Source organism: Actinoplanes octamycinicus (genome assembly GCF_014205225.1).
Lineage (GTDB): Bacteria > Actinomycetota > Actinomycetes > Mycobacteriales > Micromonosporaceae > Actinoplanes > Actinoplanes octamycinicus.
In genome coordinates this window covers 2,209,237-2,222,491 of the sequence record NZ_JACHNB010000001.1, presented here as the reverse complement: position 1 = coordinate 2,222,491, position 13,255 = coordinate 2,209,237, and the positions used below count along the sequence as shown (strand labels likewise).

16 protein-coding genes are annotated in these 13,255 nt (G+C 69.2%); 11 read left to right on the top strand and 5 right to left on the bottom strand.

Features of this window, described 5'->3' with window-relative positions; all coding sequences use genetic code 11:
* Positions 1-24: 24 nt before the first annotated feature.
* The gene (gene ku / locus BJY16_RS10020) at positions 25-972 is read right to left on the bottom strand and encodes a non-homologous end joining protein Ku (protein WP_185038949.1); all 948 of its coding nucleotides are present in this window, start codon (positions 970-972) and stop codon (positions 25-27) included.
* Between the two features lie 92 nt (positions 973-1,064).
* Between ku and BJY16_RS10015 the strand changes: the two genes are divergently transcribed.
* The 4 genes from BJY16_RS10015 to BJY16_RS10000 all read left to right on the top strand — a co-directional run bounded on the left by BJY16_RS10015 (position 1,065) and on the right by BJY16_RS10000 (position 5,143).
* On the top strand, positions 1,065-2,006 hold the full coding sequence (locus BJY16_RS10015) for an ATP-dependent DNA ligase (RefSeq protein WP_185038947.1): 942 nt from the start codon (positions 1,065-1,067) through the stop codon (positions 2,004-2,006).
* The gene (gene ligD / locus BJY16_RS10010) at positions 1,996-2,919 is read left to right on the top strand and encodes a non-homologous end-joining DNA ligase (protein WP_185038945.1); all 924 of its coding nucleotides are present in this window, start codon (positions 1,996-1,998) and stop codon (positions 2,917-2,919) included. Before BJY16_RS10015 ends, ligD begins: the two co-directional genes overlap by 11 nt.
* 45 nt (positions 2,920-2,964) lie before the next feature.
* Positions 2,965-3,843, top strand: coding sequence for an Ig-like domain-containing protein (locus tag BJY16_RS10005; RefSeq protein WP_185038943.1), 879 nt, complete (start codon positions 2,965-2,967; stop codon positions 3,841-3,843).
* 415 nt (positions 3,844-4,258) lie between these two features.
* Positions 4,259-5,143, top strand: coding sequence for a helix-turn-helix domain-containing protein (locus tag BJY16_RS10000; protein ID WP_185038941.1), 885 nt, complete (start codon positions 4,259-4,261; stop codon positions 5,141-5,143).
* Here BJY16_RS10000 and BJY16_RS09995 read toward each other — a convergent pair.
* The gene (locus BJY16_RS09995; protein WP_185038939.1) at positions 5,137-5,595 is read right to left on the bottom strand and encodes a DUF2231 domain-containing protein; all 459 of its coding nucleotides are present in this window, start codon (positions 5,593-5,595) and stop codon (positions 5,137-5,139) included. The two genes, BJY16_RS10000 and BJY16_RS09995, sit on opposite strands and share 7 nt — an antisense overlap.
* A 373-nt stretch (positions 5,596-5,968) precedes the next feature.
* Between BJY16_RS09995 and BJY16_RS09990 the strand changes: the two genes are divergently transcribed.
* From BJY16_RS09990 to BJY16_RS09975, 4 genes are all read left to right on the top strand, one after another.
* Entirely contained in the window at positions 5,969-6,415 is a 447-nt protein-coding gene (locus tag BJY16_RS09990; RefSeq protein WP_185038937.1) for a DUF6232 family protein, read from the top strand.
* Positions 6,416-6,951: 536 nt separating this feature from the next.
* Positions 6,952-7,146 (top strand): DUF397 domain-containing protein, encoded by a 195-nt coding sequence (locus BJY16_RS09985; protein ID WP_185038935.1) that lies wholly within the window; start codon positions 6,952-6,954, stop codon positions 7,144-7,146.
* Between the two features lie 202 nt (positions 7,147-7,348).
* Positions 7,349-7,552: a DUF397 domain-containing protein gene (locus tag BJY16_RS09980; protein WP_185038933.1), complete on the top strand. Its 204-nt coding sequence runs from the start codon at positions 7,349-7,351 to the stop codon at positions 7,550-7,552.
* Positions 7,553-7,608: 56 nt separating this feature from the next.
* Positions 7,609-8,130 (top strand): DUF6226 family protein, encoded by a 522-nt coding sequence (locus BJY16_RS09975; protein ID WP_239177154.1) that lies wholly within the window; start codon positions 7,609-7,611, stop codon positions 8,128-8,130.
* Here BJY16_RS09975 and BJY16_RS09970 read toward each other — a convergent pair.
* The gene (locus tag BJY16_RS09970; protein ID WP_239177144.1) at positions 8,127-9,287 is read right to left on the bottom strand and encodes a geranylgeranyl reductase family protein; all 1,161 of its coding nucleotides are present in this window, start codon (positions 9,285-9,287) and stop codon (positions 8,127-8,129) included. The genes BJY16_RS09975 and BJY16_RS09970 overlap by 4 nt on opposite strands.
* A 39-nt stretch (positions 9,288-9,326) precedes the next feature.
* Between BJY16_RS09970 and BJY16_RS09965 the strand changes: the two genes are divergently transcribed.
* The gene (locus tag BJY16_RS09965; protein ID WP_185038928.1) at positions 9,327-10,496 is read left to right on the top strand and encodes an MFS transporter; all 1,170 of its coding nucleotides are present in this window, start codon (positions 9,327-9,329) and stop codon (positions 10,494-10,496) included.
* Positions 10,497-10,755: 259 nt separating this feature from the next.
* Here the strand turns inward: BJY16_RS09965 and BJY16_RS48335 are convergent, their stop codons facing one another.
* Positions 10,756-11,061 carry a hypothetical protein gene (locus tag BJY16_RS48335; protein WP_307835714.1) on the bottom strand — a complete coding sequence of 102 codons (306 nt, stop codon included), beginning with the start codon at positions 11,059-11,061 and terminating at the stop codon, positions 10,756-10,758.
* Entirely contained in the window at positions 11,058-11,318 is a 261-nt protein-coding gene (locus BJY16_RS09955; protein WP_239177143.1) for a cupin domain-containing protein, read from the bottom strand. Before BJY16_RS09955 ends, BJY16_RS48335 begins: the two co-directional genes overlap by 4 nt.
* Before the next feature lie 481 nt (positions 11,319-11,799).
* On the opposite strand from BJY16_RS09955, the gene BJY16_RS09950 reads away from it, so the two are divergent.
* Together BJY16_RS09950 and BJY16_RS47030 are read left to right on the top strand one after the other, a co-directional pair.
* On the top strand, positions 11,800-12,975 hold the full coding sequence (locus tag BJY16_RS09950) for a helix-turn-helix domain-containing protein (protein WP_203758974.1): 1,176 nt from the start codon (positions 11,800-11,802) through the stop codon (positions 12,973-12,975).
* Complete coding sequence (locus BJY16_RS47030; protein WP_239177141.1) at positions 12,975-13,238, top strand: hypothetical protein; 264 nt, start codon at positions 12,975-12,977, stop codon at positions 13,236-13,238. The genes BJY16_RS09950 and BJY16_RS47030 overlap by 1 nt, the downstream gene beginning before the upstream one ends.
* Positions 13,239-13,255 lie beyond the last annotated feature (17 nt).

The following is a 13,255-nucleotide window of genomic DNA, read 5'->3' as shown; positions in this document are numbered from 1 at the left end:
AAGAAGACCATGGGGAGAGCCTAGCTACGCCGACTTCTTGGTGGCCTTCGCTGCCGTGGTCGATTTCCGCGGCGCCGCTGCCTTCTTGGCGGCCGGCGTACTTTTAGTGGCTTTTTTCGCGGGTGTGGCCTTCTTCACCGCCTTCTTGGCCGGTTTGGCCGAGCTTTCCTCACCGGACGAGGACGACGCCTCCCCCCGCGCCTTCTTCGCCCGCTCCACCGAAGCCTTGAGCGCCGCCATCAGGTCGATCGCCGCGGGCGCCGCCTCCTCCGCCTCCTCCGGTTGCACCACCTCGCGGCCCTCGACCTTGGCGTCGATGACCTCCTGCAGCGCGGCCCGGTAGTTGTCGCTGAAGTCGTCCGGCTGGAAGTCCGCGGCCATCGAGTCGATCAGCGAGCTCGCCATGGCCAGCTCGGCCGGCCGGGTCTCGATGTCGTCGTCGAGGAAGCCGAACTCCGGCGCCCGCACCTCGTCGGGCCAGAGCATCGTGTTGAGCACCAGCACGTCGTCGCGCACTCGCAGGGTGGCGAGCTGCTCCCGCTGCCGGATCGCGATCTTGACGACGGCCACCCGGTCGGCGTCCCGCAGCGCGTCCCGCAGCAGCACGTACGGTTTCGCCGCCTGCCCCTCCGGCTCCAGGTAATACGCCTTGGCGAAGAGGATCGGGTCGATCTGCTCGGCCGGCACGAATTCCAGCACGTCAATGGCGCGCGAGGTGCTCAGCGGGAGATCGGCGAAGTCCTCATCCGTCAAGATCACCATTTCCCCGCCGCCGATGTCGTATCCCTTGGCGATGTCGTCGTAACTGACCACCTCGCCGTCCACGGAGCAGGTGCGCTGGTACTTGATCCGGCCGCCGTCGGTGCGATGCACCTGGTGGAAGCGAATGTCCTTCTCCTCGGTGGCCGAGTAGAGCTTCACCGCGATCGACACCAGACCGAACGAGACCGCGCCTTTCCAGATCGCTCGCATGATCCACTCCCTACCCCGTGTCACGGCACCTGATCAGAATGGCATTAGTGAGACGCCTGCGTAAGGTGAATGCTTTTGCCTATGGTGATCGGGTGCCGGGATCACCGCTGTCCCCGATGCTCGCGACCGCGGGCCGGCTTCCCGTGGGCGCGGACTGGAGTTATGAATTCAAGTGGGACGGCGTCCGCGTCCTCGCCCTGTTCAGCGGCGGGCCGCCGGAGCTGTTCGCCCGGTCCGGCGCGGTGGTGACCGCGGCCTACCCGGAGATCACCGACCTGCACCTGCCCGAGGGCACCCTGCTGGACGGCGAGATGGTCTGCTTCGACGCGGCCGGCCGGCCCTCGTTCACCGCGCTGGCCGAGCGGATGCACGTCCGGGACCAGCAGCGGGCGGCCCGGCTCGCCGCCACCCTCCCGGCCACCTACCTGATCTTCGACCTGCTCTGCCTGGACGGCATGGACTACACCGGCCTGCCCTACCTGGCCCGCCGCGAGCGCCTGGAGGAGCTGGACCTGGCCGGGTCCCGCTGGATGGTGCCGCCGTCGTTCGGCGACGGCCCGGCCACCGAGGCCGCCGCCCGGGAGAACCGCCTCGAGGGCGTGATGGCCAAGCGCTCCGATTCGGTCTACCTGCCCGGCCTCCGCTCCCCCGACTGGATCAAGGTCAAGTTCGACCGCACCGGCGACTACGTGATCGGCGGCTGGCGGCCCGGCGCCCGCAAGCTGGGCGGGCTGCTGATCGGCGTGCCCACCGCGGCGGGCCTGGCCTTCCGCGGCCGGGTGGGCGGCGGGATCGGCGCCGCGGCCGAGAAGGACCTGCTCTCGCGGCTGACGCCGCTCGCCACCCCGGATTCGCCGTTCGCTCCCGGCGCGGTGCCGCGCGCGGATGCCAAAGGAGCGTTGTGGGTACGACCGGAGCTGGTCGCCGAGATCCGGTACGGGAACCAGACCCCGGACCGCCGTCTCCGCTTCCCGCGCTTCCTCCGGTTGCGTGACGACAAGAGACCCGCGGAGTGTTCCGACGATGCCTCGTGACCGTTTCGTGGTCCGGATCGAGGACCGCGAGGTCGAGCTCTCCAACCTCGACAAGCTGATGTACCCGGCGGCCGGGTTCACCAAGGCCGAGGTGATCGACTACTACACCCGGATCGCCCCGGTGATGCTGCCGCACCTGCGCGACCGTGCGGTCACCCGGATCCGTTACCCGAACGGCGTGGACGGCGCGCACTTCTTCGAGAAGAACAAACCCGCGGGCACCCCGTCCTGGGTCCGCCTGGAGACCCTGCCCGTCCCCGGGTCGACCAAGAGCCGGGAGACCGTCGACTTCGTGGTCGTCGACGAGCTGCCCACCCTGGTCTGGCTGGCCAACCTGGCCGCGATCGAGCTGCACACCCCGCAGTGGCGGATCGGCGCCGACCCGGACCTGCTGGTGGTCGACCTGGATCCGGGCGCGCCGGCCGGGCTCACCGAGTGCTGCGCGGTCGCCGTGCTGATGCGCGACCGGCTGGCCGAGGACGGCATCGCCGCCTACCCGAAGACGTCCGGCAAGAAGGGCATGCAGCTGTGCTGCCCGATCTCCGGCACGCAGAGCGCCGACCTGGTCTCCGGGTACGCCAAGCGGATCGCCGAGGAGCTGGCCCGGCTGGTCCCCGGCTCGATCACCGCGAAGATGGCCAAGCAGCTGCGCCCCGGCAAGATCTTCATCGACTGGAGCCAGAACAACGCCGCCAAGACCACCGTCACCCCCTACTCCCTGCGCGCCGGCCAGTCGCCGACCGCGTCGACCCCGCTGACCTGGGCGGAGACCGAGGCCATGGCCACCGGCGACGCCGAGGCCCGCCAGTTCACCGCCGCCGAGGCCCTGCACCGCGCCGAGACCCACGGCGACCTGCTGACCGGCGCCCTCCAGAGTGGACCGGCGGTGCCCACCCGAGATCGACAAGCTTGACCGGCGGACGTAGGGTTTCCCCACCAATCACGCATGGGGGATGCGATGTCGAAGACACTTCGCGCTGCCGCGGTCGCGGCACTATCCACTTCCCTGGTCTTCGCCGGCGGCACGGCCGCCTTCGCGGACGACTCGGGACCGACGATCGAGATCACCTCGCAGGTGCCGGGAGTCATCCAGGGCCGGGACGACGGCCTGACCATCCGGGTGACCGACCCTGACGGAGTCGATCGGTACGACGTGCTGTGGGACGGCGTCTCGCACGGCCAGGTGCCCGGACTCTGGGGCGACCTGGGCGCGGAGGGCGCGCACACGGTGAAGGTGCTGGCCCGGGACACCTTGGGGAACGAGTCCAGCCGGACCGAGACCATCTACATCGACCGCTCCGGGCCGGCCGTCACCTGGCTCGCGCCGCAGAACGGCGCGCTGGTGCGCGGCAAGAAGGTGTGGACCGCGATCTCCGTCACCGACCGGATCACCTTCAGTGGCTACCTGGAGCCCGGCACGGTCGTCGGCCCGGCGACCGGGAACCAGGCCGGCAAGCTCACCGGCTACGTCCCGGTCACCACCGACGGGCGGTACGAGTTCACCTGGGCCCTGTCCGACGGTTTCGGCCAGCACAACTACGTCAGCCGTTACGTGACCGTGGACAACACCAAGCCGAAGCTCACGGTGACCAAGGCCCCGAAGAACAAGGCCAAGGTCAAGGGCAAGGTGAAGGTCAAGGCGGCGGCGAGCGACCGGAACGGCGTCGCCAAGGTCCAGCTGCTGATCAACGGCAAGGTCGTCGCCACCGACTACAAGGCCGGCTACTCGTTCACCGTGAACACCAAGAAGTACGGCAAGAAGTTCAAGGTCACGCTGCGCGCCTACGACCGCGCGGGCAACGTGACGACGACGTCGACGCGCACCTGGCGGCGCTGATCGTCGTACCGGGAAGCAGACGGCGCCGGACCCCAGCGGGTCCGGCGCCGTTCCGTCTTCCGGCCTGCGAATGATCGAATATCGGTCAGTTCGGGTGCTTGGCGATGAAAAGCCGCCAAGCAACCTGCAGCATGGCACTCTGTGTGGTGGCGGACAGCCGGATGGCGTGCTTGACTGGATTTCCAGAGCTACGCGGGCGGATGCGTAGCAGGGAGCAGTTCGGCACCCGGCGGCAACCGGGTGCCGCTTCCATGTGGGCCCCGGCCGTTCGGCCCTCGCCCACCGGACGCCACACTCAGGGTGTGGCCGCGCCTACCGAGCGCTTGCCATCGCTGTTCTGATAGGACAGTAATAAGTAACGGTCTCGACGGCACCCCGCCGCCGGGACGACCCACGACCTGACGTTGAAGGATTCATGCCTGAGGGTGATTCACCCACCGTCGCGCGCCGGCGCGTCCGGCTCGCGCTCCGCGAGGCGCGGGAACGAGCCGACCTGACGCAGCTGCAGGTCGCCGAGGAGATGGAGTGGTCGCTCAGCAAGGTGATCCGGATCGAGAACGGTGACGTCTCGATCTCGCCGAACGACCTGCGGCCGCTGCTCACCTACCTCGGCATCAAGGAGAGGTCGACGATCGCCGACCTGATCGCCGACGCCCGGATCGCACGCAAACGCCAACGGCAGGCGTGGTACCAGGCACCCGAGTTCCGGGAGAACCTGACCGACGCCACCCGCAAACTGATCGAGTACGAGATCGAGGCCGCCCAGATGCGGTCCTACTCGGTGTACTTCGTCCCCGGCCCGCTGCAGACCCCGGCGTACGCGGCGGCGCTGATGACCCGGTACGAGGACGAGCTCAGCGACAGCCAGCGCGAGCGCCGGATCGCGGCCCGCCAGCTGCGCCGGGACGCGTTGCTCGGCCGGGCGGCGTCCGGCGAGGTGCGGATCCTGGTGATGCTGGACGAGTCGGTGCTGCGGCGCACCATCGGCGGCCCGGTGGTCTTCGCCGAGCAGCTGAGCGAGCTGCGCCGGCTGGCCGCGGAGAACACCGTCACGATCCGGATGGTGCCGTTCACGCTGGACGCGGCGGTCACCAACAACGCCATGTTCGACCTGCTCACGCTGGGCGAGGGCGAGGTCCTCTACCGGGAGACCGGGCTCGGCGACGAGCTGAACGAGGACCGGGACGTCACCGGCAAGCACCGGGCCCGGTTCGACAAGATCTGGGACGAGGCCGCCGACGAGGCAGCGACGCTCGCCTTCATCGACGACCAGATCCAGAAACTGGAGAAGGGTCAGTAATCGCGCGGGCCGGCGGCGGCCCGGGCGAAGGCCGGGGCGCGGCCGTTGGCCAGCTCACCGGCGAACCAGGCGCCGAACCCGGCCAGACCCAGGGCGAGCAGCTCGACCAGGAAGAGCCCGCCACCGGCGACCCGGTCGGCGGCCCGGATCCGGACCATCAGGATCACCGCGAAGGCGACCAGGACACCCATGTTGATCAGGGTGCGGAGCGCACCCAGCCGGCGCGCCTGCGGGCGGCGCAGCAGCATCACCTCGATCGCCCCGGCCAGCATCGCGGGCACGCCGACGACCAGGCCGGCCACGATGTTCCAGTAGGCCAGTGCGCCCAAGATGGTAGGGCCCCCGAGCAAATCGGCAATGTCGAATAAAACGGCCATCGCGAACAGGCCCAGCGGGAACATCACCAATACCGGTTGCACGGTCTGCCCCGCGACCCTCAGACGGTTCTCCATCCGGTTTCGCCCTCCCCTACCTGCGGAAATACAGGTTCGTCGCGGCTTTCACGGTTGGCCTACCCGGTCGATGGAGCGACGAAACCGTTCGTCGCGGGTGCCGGGCGACACACGCCCGGCCGGTGACCGGCTCTTCCGTAATCTGCAACATGGCAGTCTGCGCGGTGGCGGACCGGAACGTGGCGTGCTTCACTGAGCGTAGAGCAACAGGGCGGAGTTGGAGGGAGAGACAAGCAACGGCACCCGGCGGCAAACGGGTGCCGTTGTCCGCCTCTACCGCGCTTCTGTTGCACGAGCGAGGCGGATGCGTCTCTTGCGCCAATGGTGGCCTCGGCGTCTCCTCCTCGCAAGGTATCGCGAGAGGGAGTGCGCCATGAGCACACGCGGCACCAGGACCTACTACCGTGGGTCGGACGCTGAGGTCACCGAGGCGCTGTTCACCTGGCACACCTCGCCGGCCTCCCTGAGCTTCGCCGTCGCCGATCTGCGCCACGTCGGACTGGTCCAGACGCCGGCGCGGACCCGGCCCTACGCTCCGCACCTCGCCGCCGGGGCGCTCCTGGCGGTCGGCGCCGCGTGGACCCTGCTGGCGGACCCGACACTCTATGTGATCGGCTTCCTCGCGATCACCGCCCCGTTCCTGGCGTTCTTCTGGCGGGAGCCACGACGCTGGGAATTGCACGCGCAGTACCACGGGTCCGCGGTGGTGCTGTACTCGTCGAGCGACGTCCGAGTCTTCAATCAGGTCGGCCGCGCGCTGCGCCGCGCCATGGAGGACGGTCGGCGTACCCCGTGGGGTTATGGACTGGCTGCGGCCTGACCAGGCCGGATGGCATTTTCCTAACGGGTGACACGGGGCAATCGAACCAAAACCCCGCCTGGCACGTCTCGTTCTGATAGGACAGTACTAGGATGTCCGCGACCTCGCTGACTGACACCGGGCGGTCCGCCACCCGGCAGTCAGCGAGGTAGCAAAGTGACTAGCTCCACCACTCGGTTCGACTACTTCAACGATGAAGGTCCCATGGCTGAGGGTGTCTCACCCACTGTCGCGCGGCGACAGGCACGGCTCGCGCTCCCGGTGACCCGGGGGCGGGACGACCTCACCGACCTTCCGGTCATCACCGAGACGAGCCGGTCACTCGGCGTTGTCATGCACACGGATCCCGAAGCCGGCGCGATACAACGCGCGCACTTCCCCCGGGTCCGGCTCGAAGCCGCAGACGAAGAGACACGATCACCTTCCCTCGGCCAGCCCTGGAAAACGGCAACAGAACCGATCGCCTTGGGCGCACATAGAAAAAAGCACGCCGTGTCCGACGCCGGGCACGGCATCAACCTGTGGAGAGTTCCCAGATGGACAAGCTGAACGCGCCCGCATGGCGGAAGAGCAGCCGGTGCGGCACGTCGACCTGCGTCGAGGTCGCGAAAGTCGACGACACGTACCTGATCCGTGACTCGAAGAACCCGGAGGCCGCCGCCCTGTCCTTCACGAAGGCCGAATGGGATGCGTTCGTCGAGGGCGTCAACGCGGGCGAATTCCGTTTCTGAAGGCTCCTGTCGGCCCGTTCCCCGTTCCGGGAGCGGGCCGATCAAAATACTCACAAAATACATATTTCATCAACAACGAGCGCCGCATAACTCACAATTCGTGAGATAAGCGGCGTCCTTTCGTTTTCACTCATGTCGCCGATCGTCCGGGGCCGGTTCTGTCGCATACCGTGGATGCGAACCGTCACGGAGGTGCACAGACATGATCAAAACGACCAGGGAAAAGACGCAGTGGCGACGGAGCAGACGATGCGCCAGCGGAGCGTGTGTCGAGGTGGCGCGGGTCGGTGAGGTGTTCCTGATCCGCGACTCCAAGAATGTCGACGCCGACCCACTGGCCTTCAACCGGGAGGCCTGGGAAGCCTTCGTCGCCGGCGTCAAGGCCGACGAGTTCGGCCGGGCGTGAATCCGTTCCCACCGGAGCGTCTAGGTGCCGCGGGCCGAGCGCGGCATACTGCACTGGTGGACGGCAACCAGCACGCCACCGATCCGGACCGCTTCATCACGCTGCACGAGGCGGCCGAAACCCTGCTGGACGAGCTCACCGAGCGCTACCAGGTGGAGCGCCGGGAGACCAAGGAACCGCTCGGGCTCGACGAGGCGCTCGCGCGGACCGTCCGGCTCATCCCCCGCATCCCGACCGCGGCGCCCCTGGCGATCCAGTTCGCCGAGCCGAGCCTGCATCTGCGACTCGGCCGATGGTGGACCCGGACGCTGCCGGTCTGCGGGTGCGACCGCTGCGACGAGGACCCCAAGCTGCTCGCCGAGCAACTCCACCGCCATGCCGGCGCGCTGGTCGAGGGGGGCCTCTGGGAGCGGGTCCGCCGCGGTGTGAGCGGATCGTTCTACGAAGCCAGGCTGATCGGCGCCGGGGTGCGTGTCGATCAGGAGGGGCCGCTCTCCGCGGCCGGCGCCCGGGACGCCCGGCGCGGCGGGTTCGCCGCGGCGGTGCAGTGGACGCCCTGGCAGCTGCGCTCCTGCTAACCGGCGGCCGGCTGGACCTCTGCCGGCCGGCTGCCCAGCAGGCGCAACGCCGCCCGGACCGTGGGCCGGCCGAGCGCGCCGGCCATCGAGAAGTCGCCGCGGCAGAAACCGCGGAACGCCCGCCAGCCGAGCGCGCTGGACATCGCGGTGTGCACGATCGACGGATGCCGGCCGAAGGCCCCGAGCAGGCGGCGCCCGGCGATCATCTCGGGCTGCAGCTCGGTGGCGACTCTCCGGTCGTACGCCGAAAGGTCTTGATGATGGGCGGCGATCTCGCCGGCCCACGTCCCGGACCGGAGCGCGTAGCTGATCCCCTCGCGGGTCCACGGCTCGAGCAGGCCGGCCGCGTCGCCGGCGACCAGCACCCGGCCGGCCCGCACCGGTGAGCCGGCCGCGCGGCAGCGGGTCAGGTGGCCGGAGTCGCGCAGCACCCGGCGGTCGGCCAGCCCCAGCCGGTCGACGAAGTCCCGCAGGTAGCGCTTGGTCTCGGCGCCGTGCCCCTTCGCCATGATCACGCCGACGGTGAGCTCGTCGTCCTTGGGGAACACCCAGCCGTAGGAGCCGGGGAACGGGCCCCAGTCGAGCAGCACCCGGCCGCGCCAGCGCTCCCGGTCCTCGGGGGTGGCCGCCAGCTCCACCTCCAGGCCCAGGTCCTGCTGCTCCAGGACGACGCCGACGTGCCGGCCGGTGATCCCGGCCGAGCCGTCCGCGCCGATCGCCACCCGGGCGGTCACCGCCGAGCCGTCGGCCAGCGTCACGGTGACCCGGTGCTCGTCCTGGTCGATCGCGCGGACCTGGGTGTGCTGGCGGACGGTCGCGCCGGCCTGCTCGGCGGCCGCGCACCAGGCGTGGTCGAAGTCGTCCCGCCGGACCAGCGAGACCAGCGGCTCGGCCGCGGTGCGGGTGAACTCGCGACGCCCGTTCAGGGTGAAGGTGATGCTGCTGATCGTGTCCCGGACCGGGACGGTCGCCAGGCGCTCCGCGCTCAGCCGCAGCGAGCTGCCCAGCAGGCCGCCGCCGCAGGTCTTGTACCGCGGGTGCGCGGCGCGCTCCAGCACCACGGTCCGCGCGCCCGCCGACGCCGCGGCGTGCGCGGCCGCCAGCCCGGCGGGACCCGCCCCGATCACCGCGACGTCCCACTCCGGTTCCCCCAGCACGGACAGCAGTCTAGACAGGCGCCCGGTAGCGTCCTTTCGGTGATCATCAGCATCGACCAGCACCTGCGCGCGGCCACCCGTGCGGTCTACCTCGCCTTCATCTTCCTGGGCGTGGCGATCGCCACCTTCGCCTCCCGGATCCCGCAGATCCGCGACGCGCTCGGGCTCAGCCCGTCCCAGCTCGGGCTGGTGCTGCTGGCCGGCGCGATCGGCTCGATCACCTCGCTGCCGCTGGCCGGGCGCGTGGTGGAACGGTTCGGGTCACGGCGCACGGTCATCGCGATGGCCCTCACCTTCGGGCTGGCGCTGAGCGTGGTCGCCGTCGGCTACCGGTTCGGGGTGCTCCCGGTGGTGATCGGCCTCTACGGCTACGGGTTCGCCACCGGCGCCTGGGACGTGGCGATGAACGTGCAGGGCGCGGTGGTGGAACGCCGGCTGGGCCGGGCGATCATGCCGCGGTTCCACGCCGGATACAGCGTCGGCACGGTCGCCGGGGCGGTCCTCGGGGCCGGCGCGGTCGCCGTCGGCCTCTCGGTGACCTGGCACCTGATCTTGGTGGTGGTGACGTCGGTGCTGATCGTCGCGGCGACCGCCGGAAAGTTCGGGCCGGACGAGACCGACCCGGCCGAGGAGAAGCCGGCCGGATCCGGGATCTTCACCTTCTGGCGGGAGCCGCGGACCCTGATGATCGGCGTGTTCGTGCTGGCCTTCGCGTTCACCGAGGGCGCCGGGGTGGACTGGATCAGCGTCGCGATGATCGACGACTACGGCACCTCGGCGGCGATCGGCACGCTGACCTTCGCGGTGTTCCTGGCCGCCATGACGATCTTCCGGTGGTACGGCCCCGGCCTGCTGGACCGTTACGGCCGGGTCCCGGTGGTCCGGGCGCTCGCCGTGCTCGGGCTGGGCGGCCTGCTGCTCTTCGCCCTCGGCGGGCACCCGGCGGTCGCCTTCGCCGGGGCGGTGCTCTGGGGCGCCGGCGCGTCGCTCGGCTTCCCGGTCGGGATGAGCGCGGCCGCCGACGATCCGGCGAAGGCCGCGCCGCGGGTCGGGGTGGTCGCCTCGATCGGCTACATCGCCTTCCTGGGCGGGCCGCCGCTGATCGGTTTCCTCGGCGACCACCTGAGCGTGGCCCGCGGGCTGCTGGCGGTCGGGGTGCTGCTGGTGATCTCGTTCGTGCTGTCGCCGGCCCTCAAGCCGTTGCAATGAAGCTGTTTCCGAATCAGTAAACGCAAAAGGCCCCGGGTCGATGACCCGGGGCCTTTCATGGAGCCGCCTGTCGGAATCGAACCGACGACCTACGCTTGTCGCCAAGCAAGCCACAGGAACTGTCGGTAGTCATCAAGAGTTGCATCGAACTGCTTCGACGCCTGGGGTGCCGATCAATGGTTGTGGATAACGATCAACGCTTCGGGCTGGTTTTCGAGGGGTAAACCGGGGGCGTTCCGGCCCATCGCCACCACCGGAATCAGATAGATCGTCCGGTTTCAACAGCAGGTCGGTCGCGGTGGGTGCGAAGCCAGAGCTCGATCTCGGCAGTTCGCCAGACCCGTCCCATGCGCAGTGACGCCACCGGGGCGGGGAAATCGGGGCGTTCGGCGAGTTGCTGGACTCGCTGACGCGACAGGCCCATCCGGAGCGCGATCTCCCAAGCACCCATCAATGCGGAGTCGGCTGCCGCGTCGGTCATCGTGGTCTCCGGTCGTATCGCATAGCGGGTCTTCCCAGCGGCTCCATTTCCTGCGTCATGCCGGATGACCTCTTCCGCTGTCATGCCGCAAGTCCAGGCTTGTCCGACCAGCCGAGGAACCGCTCGTACAGGTCCGACGGCAGCCTGCCCGAGCCGGCCGCCCAGTCGTCGATCGCGTCGATCAGGCACGAGCCGAGGTAGAGCGAAAGACCTTCAAAGAATCGCTGGTACTGCTCTGCGAGTTCGGTCTTCGCGGTGGCGCACGGCCATGACTCACCGCATGCTCGGCAGTCCCAGGACGGGCGTTGTGGCTGGTGCTCGGTGCGGGGGACCAGCATCATCGGCCTCTGTTCGCCCGGTACACCTGGGCGGGGGTCAACGCGCCGGGGCGTCCGATCTGCGGCATGGCCTGGGTCGTGTCAGCCCATGCCGGAGCGGGGTCAGCAGGGCGCTGGCGGATCTCCCGGAGCCGCAACTCCATGCATGGCCACGGCAGGCCACACGTGCAGCGGTCGCGACGAAACCACCGCCGGATCTTCCTGTGCATCGATTCACCTCCGCGCCGATTCAGTTCTGGATCAGCGGCGGGCCGGGAACGAGGGGCGCTCGACGAGCCGGCCCACCGCTACACCCGAGCCTGTCGCCTGATCGGTGGGGAGTGCAGTACGCCCCTGTTGACATGTGGTGACAGATGCCGTCACCGATTCGGATGGCAGGGGCAGCGCGGACACCATCACCAGCCCTACGGTGAATCCATCAGGCAGGGTGGAGGGCCGAACAGTGTTGACAGGTGTTGACAGCGGCAATCCGACACCGGGCGGGATGCTGCGAAGATTGCGGGAGGCGGCCGGATATTCGCTCGCCGGGCTCGCCAAGCGTGCCGGCATGGATCGCACCCTGATCAGCATGCTGGAAACGGGCAGGCGTCCGATCCGGCCGCACCACGCCGAGGCTCTCGACACGGCCCTGGGCGCCCATGGTGCGCTCCGATCCCTCGTCGAGGGGAAGGGAGTAGCCGCCGTGCAACGCCGAGACGCCATCGCCTGGATGCTCAGCGCGGCCACCAGCATCACCGCCACCACATCTCGGGCCACCCTCGACGAGGTCCTGCGCTTCGGGCTACTGGATGCGATCGAGCAGCCGGAGGACTGGGACACGACGATCACCGAAATGCAGCGACGCCTGGTCCTCGCACCCGACACAGAATTCGGGGCGGCCGTCGGCGCGAAGCTCCTGGTCGTCCGGCAAGCCCTCAGCAGCGAGCATCGTACCGATGACGTTCGCGCCGCGGCGATGCTGAGCCTGTTGTACGGGCTTTGGCAGGGCAACCAAGGCCACTACGGTCCAGCGCTCGACTGGTACCACACCGCCTCTGCGCTGGCCCGCAAGTCTGGCGACCCCGAAATCGAGACGTACGTCCTCGGCAGATCCGCCTCCCGCGGCGTCTACGAGGGCATGAGCCGCAAACAGGTAATCGACCGAGCATCCGAGGCGCTCGCCGTCACCGACCGGCCGACGCTCGGCGGATTCGAGGCCCGGTGCGCGCTCGCCGGAGTCGCAGCGATGACCGGCGACATCGACAGCGGCCGCAGTCAGGTTCGAGAGATGCGCGCCCTGATCGGTGACTTGCCCGACGACGGGCCAACCGGGCCTGGGCCACGAACCGCGAACTTCGACATCTTCGTCGAGGCGCGCGTCGGCGACCCGGCCGGCACTGAACGCGCCCAGCGTGAGGCAGAGCAGGCCCTCGCAAAGACGCCGCTGTGGCTGGCCGAGTCCCGGATCTACTATGCGCTCTCGGTCGCCCGAGCCGGGCATGTCCGCGGCGCGGCAGCGCTCGCCCTGGACGCGATCCGCACCGTGCCGTGGTCGGTGCACACGCTGGCGATGGCCGCAGCGGATGTGCTGACCGCGATTCCGCGAGAGGATCACAGCGACGAGGTGACGGAGCTCCGGCGGTATGCAGCGCCGGCGCAGAGACCTTGGGAGACGCTCTGATGACTAAGCCGAAGCACCATCCGCCGCAGACGCCAGCGGAGCATGCGGCCGAGGTCGCGCGGATACGGCAGATGCAGGCCATGGCGCATTCGGATCACCAACCGTGGGCCGAGAGTCATGGCGAGTGCCCCACGTGCGGCGAGGCAGTCGAGGCGGTCAACGCCGAGCCACTGGATTTCGACGTGCAGGACGGCACGCTGGTGGCGACGAGCATGGTCCGCGTCATGCTGCCGTGCGGCCACACCTCAATCCAAATCTGCTGAACGCGCTGATGCCCGTG

Excerpts from the sequence above, each read along its gene's own strand:
- BJY16_RS10005 (WP_185038943.1), top strand. The coding sequence starts at position 2,965 with ATGTCGAAGACACTTCGCGCTGCCGCGGTCGCGGCACTATCCACTTCC.
- ligD (WP_185038945.1), top strand. The coding sequence starts at position 1,996 with ATGCCTCGTGACCGTTTCGTGGTCCGGATCGAGGACCGCGAGGTCGAG.
- ku (WP_185038949.1), bottom strand. The coding sequence starts at position 972 with ATGCGAGCGATCTGGAAAGGCGCGGTCTCGTTCGGTCTGGTGTCGATC.
- BJY16_RS48335 (WP_307835714.1), bottom strand. The coding sequence starts at position 11,061 with ATGACAGCGGAAGAGGTCATCCGGCATGACGCAGGAAATGGAGCCGCT.
- BJY16_RS09990 (WP_185038937.1), top strand. The coding sequence starts at position 5,969 with ATGAGCACACGCGGCACCAGGACCTACTACCGTGGGTCGGACGCTGAG.
- BJY16_RS09995 (WP_185038939.1), bottom strand. The coding sequence starts at position 5,595 with ATGGAGAACCGTCTGAGGGTCGCGGGGCAGACCGTGCAACCGGTATTG.
- BJY16_RS09955 (WP_239177143.1), bottom strand. The coding sequence starts at position 11,318 with ATGATGCTGGTCCCCCGCACCGAGCACCAGCCACAACGCCCGTCCTGG.
- BJY16_RS09980 (WP_185038933.1), top strand. The coding sequence starts at position 7,349 with ATGATCAAAACGACCAGGGAAAAGACGCAGTGGCGACGGAGCAGACGA.
- BJY16_RS09950 (WP_203758974.1), top strand. The coding sequence starts at position 11,800 with ATGCTGCGAAGATTGCGGGAGGCGGCCGGATATTCGCTCGCCGGGCTC.
- BJY16_RS47030 (WP_239177141.1), top strand. The coding sequence starts at position 12,975 with ATGACTAAGCCGAAGCACCATCCGCCGCAGACGCCAGCGGAGCATGCG.
- BJY16_RS09985 (WP_185038935.1), top strand. The coding sequence starts at position 6,952 with ATGGACAAGCTGAACGCGCCCGCATGGCGGAAGAGCAGCCGGTGCGGC.
- BJY16_RS10000 (WP_185038941.1), top strand. The coding sequence starts at position 4,259 with ATGCCTGAGGGTGATTCACCCACCGTCGCGCGCCGGCGCGTCCGGCTC.